This window comes from Protofrankia sp. Cr1 (genome assembly GCF_963555865.1).
Taxonomy (GTDB): domain Bacteria; phylum Actinomycetota; class Actinomycetes; order Frankiales; family Frankiaceae; genus Protofrankia.
On the sequence record NZ_CAUVXO010000107.1, the window covers coordinates 6,518 to 11,803 of the forward strand.

Sequence of the window (5,286 nt, forward strand, 5' to 3'; positions counted from 1 at the left end):
GACCGCGACCAACTCAGCCGAGGGTGAAGGGGTCGCGGGTACTGCCGGTGAGCTCGACCCAGATCGCCTTGGTCTCGGTGTAGGCCTCTACCGCGTCGACGCCGTTCTCCCGGCCAATCCCGGACAGGCCGTACCCGCCGAACGGGACGCTGGGAGCCGCCACCCGGTACGCGTTGATCCAGACGGTCCCGGCCCGCACCTTCGCGGCGACCCGGTGGGCGCGGTGCACATCCTTCGTCCACACCGCGCCGGCCAGCCCGAACGGCGTGTCGTTGGCCAGCGCCACGGCCTCGTCCTCGTCGTGGAAGGGATAGGCGGCCAGCACCGGGCCGAAGACCTCTTCGCGGACGACCGTCGACTCCGGCCCAACCCCCGTGAGGACCGTCGGCTTGACGAACAGCCCGCCCAGGTCCTCGTCGACGGCGCCGCCGTAGGCCACGGTTGCGCCCTCGTCCCGCGCGACCTTCAGGTAGTGGAGCACCTTGGCGTACTGCGGCGCGTTGGCGACGGGGCCCATCTCCGTGTCGGGGTCCATGGGGTCGCCCAGCCTGATCGTGGCGGCGCGCTCGGCGACCAGCCGGACGAGCTCGTCGTGCACGGAATCGTGGACGATCAGCCGGGATCCGGCCATGCAGGTCTGTCCGGTGGCGGCGAAGATCCCCGAAATCACGCCGCTCGCGGCGGCAGCGAGGTCGGCATCCCCGAACACGATCTGCGGGGACTTCCCACCGAGCTCCAGGGTGACCGGGTTCAGGTTCTCCGCGGCGGCGTGCGCGACGTGCCGGCCCGTGGCGGTGGCGCCGGTGAACGCGACCTTGTCAACCCCGGGGTGTCCGGCCAGCGCGGCGCCGATCTCCGGCGACGACCCGGTGACGACGTTGACGACGCCGGGTGGGAAGCCGGCGTCGTCGAACAGCAGGGCCAGGGCGACGGTGGAGGCTGCCGCGTGCTCGGATGGCTTGACCACCATGGTGCAGCCCGCGGCAAGGGCCGGCGCGAGCTTCCAGGTCAGCAACAGGAGCGGTGAGTTCCACGGCGTGATCGCCGCGACGACCCCGATCGGCTCCTTACGCGTGTAGACCAAGTAGTTCGGGTTCGGCGACGGGATCTGCCGCCCTTCGATCTTGTCGGCCAGCCCCGCGTAGTAATGGAACCAGGAGCCGATGCTGGTCAGCTGGCCGATCATCTCCCGGTAGAGCTTGCCGGAGTCGCTCACCTCCAGCCGGGCCAGCCGCTCCGCGTCGGCCGCGATCAGGTCCCCGATCCGGCGCAGCAGCTGCGCGCGGACGAAGCCCGTGGTCCGGCCCCACTCGCCATCCAGGGCGGAGCGGGCAGCGGCCACCGCGGCGTCGACGTCGGTCGGGGACCCGTCGGCGAGGACGGCCCACGTCTCGCCCGTGTACGGGTTCTGCGACTCGAACGTCGCCCCGGACACGGCGGCGACCGGCTTGCCGCCGATCACCAACTTGAACCGCTCGACATCGGCCATCGGTCCATCCTCCTCGATGGTGCGTAACGTGCAGGTGTCCGACGCCAGGGGGCGGCCGTGCAGCGCCCGATCTCGTCGAGCAGTGCGGCATTGGGGCAACCGTCGCCGGGGCTGTCGCGGTGCTGGGTTGACAGGTACCCCCGCACGATCTGCTCGAGTCCGGCGCGACCGGGCGCCGCATGGGCCACGACGCTCTCGCTCTGTGCCTGCAACTGGTCGGCGACCGCGGCCGGGGATGAGGAGTGCCTGGTAGTTGACGCATCCGGCCAGGTGTTCGCTGTCGGCCTGGTCAAGCAGGGCCAGGTAGTTCACACCGGTGGGCCGCCGGGTCCGCTAGGCCGCCGGTGACCCTGCGTCAGGTGGCGGCAATCTCGAGAAGCGCGTCGGCGACTGCGCGGGGTTCGGTGATCATCAGGTCGTGTCCGGTGTCGATTTCCCACAGGCGACCCTCGTCACGCGCGACGGCTACCAGCTCGGGGTCCAGGATGGGCAGCGCCAGCGTGGACGTGCAGACGATGTAGTAACGCGGGATCGCCCTCAAGGCCGTCTCGTCGGCTTTCACCGGCTGCTCGAAGCATTTCCACGGGTGGGCAGTCAGCCGGTCGGCCATCCAGGCGAGGTCGTCCGGATCGGTGACGCCGTAGAAGGTCCCCGCCTCGGGAAACGGGAGCAACACCACTTCGACCCCGTCGATGACCTTGCCGAACGGCCGGGACTCCGAGATCATCGCTCCGATGACGTTGAGGTCGAGGAGGGACTGGCCGCTCGTCGGCGCGCCCGCGTCGAGATACACTAAACGCGCCACTCGGTCGGCGGCGCGGTCGGCGGCACCGGTGATGACCATCCCGGCGTAGCTGTGACCGACCAGGATCACCTCACGCAGGTCCTCGTAATGCAGTACCGCGGCGATGTCACGGATGTGCGTGTCGAGGTCGATCTCCGGGTGCAGCAGGTGCGACCGCTCACCCAGGCCGGTCAGGGTGGGCGTGTAGACCTCGTGTCCGGCTGATCGCAGTATCGGGGCGACGCGCTGATAGCACCAGCCGCCGTGCCCTGCCCCATGCACCAGAACATATGCCGCCACGTCGGGCAACCCCTTTCGTCCGTCTTCTCCGGTCCCGGATGTAAGTGATATCGCCGACGAGTTTCTCGCCGCACGCACCGGCGGCGAAGTTGCGGCCGACGAGGTCGGGCAGCGCGTCGGCCGCGGCCTGGGTGAGCGACCACCCCTTCGGCGTCGGCTGGCAGACACCAGCTCCAAGCTGGCAGTCACGCCCATCGGACCCAGCTGGGCGGGCACACGATGGCAGCCGTAGGTGTCGTCAGACCTGTCGAACGCCTTCGTGATGGGCGAAGGATCTGCCGGCACCCGCGGTTCCGTCGAGGCGTAGGAGCTGGTGTTGACGGAAGCGGCGTTGCCGCTGTTGGCTCTGTGACAGGCGCACCAAGCGGTACACGGCGCGAGTTCCCACCGGCACCGATCGCACGCATGACAGGGGCGGCGTCAGAAAGGATAGTGCGCCTGTTGCGCGGCAATGGTCACCCAGCGGGTGTTGGAGAACGCCTCGATGCCCCACCGCCCGCCGAAGCGCCCGTACCCGGAGGTCTTCACACCGCCGAACGGGGCGTGCGGTTCGTCGGCCACGGACTGGTCATTGATGTGCACGATGCCGGTGCGGACGCGTCGGGCGACGGCCAGGCCGTGCGTGGCATTCTCAGTGATGACACCGCAGGTCAGGCCGTTCTCGGTGTCGTTGGCGACGGCCACCGCGGTGTCGTCGTCCGCAAACGCCTCGACGACGCAGACGGGGCCGAAGACCTCCGCATAATAGAGCTCCGCGTCCTTGGGGACGTCAGTGAGCACGGTCGCAGGGTGCACCGCACCCGCCGGCTCCCCGCCGCCGATGAGCACCGTGGCTCCCTTGGCGACGGAGTCTTTGACTAGCCCGGCCACGCGTTGGGCGGCGGCGACGCTCACCAGTGGACCGACCACCGTGTGCGGATGGGCCGGGTCCCCGGTGTGCAGCGAGGCTACTTTCGCGGTGAACTTCCGCGTGAACTCGTCGGCCAGCGACTCATGGACAAGGATCCGGTCACCGGACATGCAGATCTGCCCGGCGTTCATGAACACGCTGAAAGTGACGGCGTCGACAGCGTAATCCACATCGGCGTCGTCAAGAATGATCACGGCGTTCTTGCCGCCCAACTCCAATACAGCGGGTTTTAGGTGGTGGGCCGCATGGGTGCCGATGAGGCGACCGACGCTGGTCGAACCAGTGAAGTTGACGGCGCGGACCCGCGGGTCGGAGATCAGTGCCTCGGCGATCTCGGCGGCGTCCTCGGGCGCGTTGGTGACCACGTTCACCACACCGTCCGGCAACCCGGCCTCGCGCAGCAGGTCGGCGACGAAGAGGCCGCAGGCGATCGGGGCGTCCTCGCTTGGCTTGAGGACGACGGTGTTGCCCGCAGCCAGCGGTGCGGCGACAGCCCGTACGCCAAGGATGACCGGCGCATTCCAGGGGGCGAACGCGGCGACGACACCCAGCGGTTCGCGCACGGCCAGGCCCAGCGCACCCTCCTCCTGCGCACTGAGCACGTCACCGCGCGGGGCGGTGACGGCTGCGGCTGCCTCTCGCAGCATGTTCGCGGCGAGAGCGACGTTGAAGTAGGCCCAGGGGCGGGTGCCACCGACCTCGTGCGCCATCAGCTCAGCCACTTCCTCGCCCTTGCCCTCGACGAGGTCGGCGGCCTTAAGGAAGATCGCGCGGCGGGCGAAGGGCGCGAGCGCGGCCCACTCCGCGAAAGCCTTGTCGGCGGCGTCCACCGCCAGCCCCACGTCCTCCCGGCCGGCGGCGGCGACGGCCGCGTACACCTCTCCGGTATAGGGGTTGATGTCGTCGGCGGTACGACCGGAGGCGGCGGGCACGTCCGTGCCGCCAATCAGAAGTTCACGGATGAGCGGCATGATACAGGTCTCCATTGTGGGTACGGCGAGGGGTTGGATACCGGCCGGAATCCAACCACCAAGGGGCTCGTTCACGACCTTCGTCTGTTTGCACCGTTAACGTGCGACTCGTCCGTCTGCGACACCGAATCGCACGGCCGAGCCTGGATAGCGCGAGCATAGTACGAACTAGGTGCGATTCGCTAGATGTCCGTCATATTTCGCGTGGAGCGTTGCTCCGGCCCTCTCCAGATCTCTACGGCTCGACCTCGATCAGGCCGTCCGAAAGACAAAGCGTACTGCCGTCAATCGCCGTCTCGAACCCGTAGACCTGGCGATTTTCGATCTCGCTGGCGCAGTATATGCGCGTCGTGATGGTCTCGTCGGGTGTGACCCACCGGCGGAAGCGCACGGCGAGGCGCTTCAGCCTGCGTACGTCGTTTTCGCAGGTCCGTTCCAGCAGGGCGCGCGTAGCGAAGGCAAGGGTGCAATTACCGTGGAGAATGATGCCCGGCAGGCCGAACCTCTGGGCGAACGTCGTATCCGAGTGAAGGGGCATGGCGTCGCCAGAAGCCTCCATGTACCGGAACGTCTGGTCCAGATCATAGGACGCACTGACCGAGGCGAAAGGTTCGCCCTCTCGGGTGATGACCCGCGAAGGAGTGCTCTCACCGACGGCCTCCGGCGCTATCGCCGTGCGGATGAACACGGTCACGAACTGATCGACCACGGGCTCGCCGTCCGCTGTCGTGGTGACGCCCTTGACCGTGATGGTCGAGCCGATCGAGTGCGGCACGACCCCATGGGGAGAGCCTTCGTCTGGAGGCGCATCCCGGGCTCGATGGGGCGGTGG

Annotated in this window: 4 protein-coding genes and 1 pseudogene; all 5 read right to left on the minus strand. The window is 68.4% G+C overall.

Annotated features, from left to right (window positions below; translation table 11 throughout):
• Window positions 1-13: 13 nt before the first annotated feature.
• The gene (locus U9980_RS11260; protein WP_322767867.1) at window positions 14-1,489 is read right to left on the minus strand and encodes an aldehyde dehydrogenase; all 1,476 of its coding nucleotides are present in this window, start codon (window positions 1,487-1,489) and stop codon (window positions 14-16) included.
• Between the two features lie 59 nt (window positions 1,490-1,548).
• Window positions 1,549-1,716 (minus strand): annotated as a pseudogene (locus tag U9980_RS28525) (TetR/AcrR family transcriptional regulator); the annotation flags it as partial.
• Window positions 1,717-1,844: 128 nt separating this feature from the next.
• A complete protein-coding gene (locus U9980_RS11265; RefSeq protein ID WP_322767868.1) occupies window positions 1,845-2,573 on the minus strand; it encodes an alpha/beta hydrolase in 729 nt (242 codons plus the stop codon).
• A gap of 420 nt (window positions 2,574-2,993) precedes the next feature.
• A complete protein-coding gene (locus tag U9980_RS11270) occupies window positions 2,994-4,454 on the minus strand; it encodes an aldehyde dehydrogenase family protein (RefSeq protein WP_322767869.1) in 1,461 nt (486 codons plus the stop codon).
• A 235-nt stretch (window positions 4,455-4,689) separates the two neighbouring features.
• On the minus strand, window positions 4,690-5,286 hold a 597-nt coding region (locus U9980_RS11275), incomplete at its 5' end, for a MaoC/PaaZ C-terminal domain-containing protein (protein ID WP_322767870.1).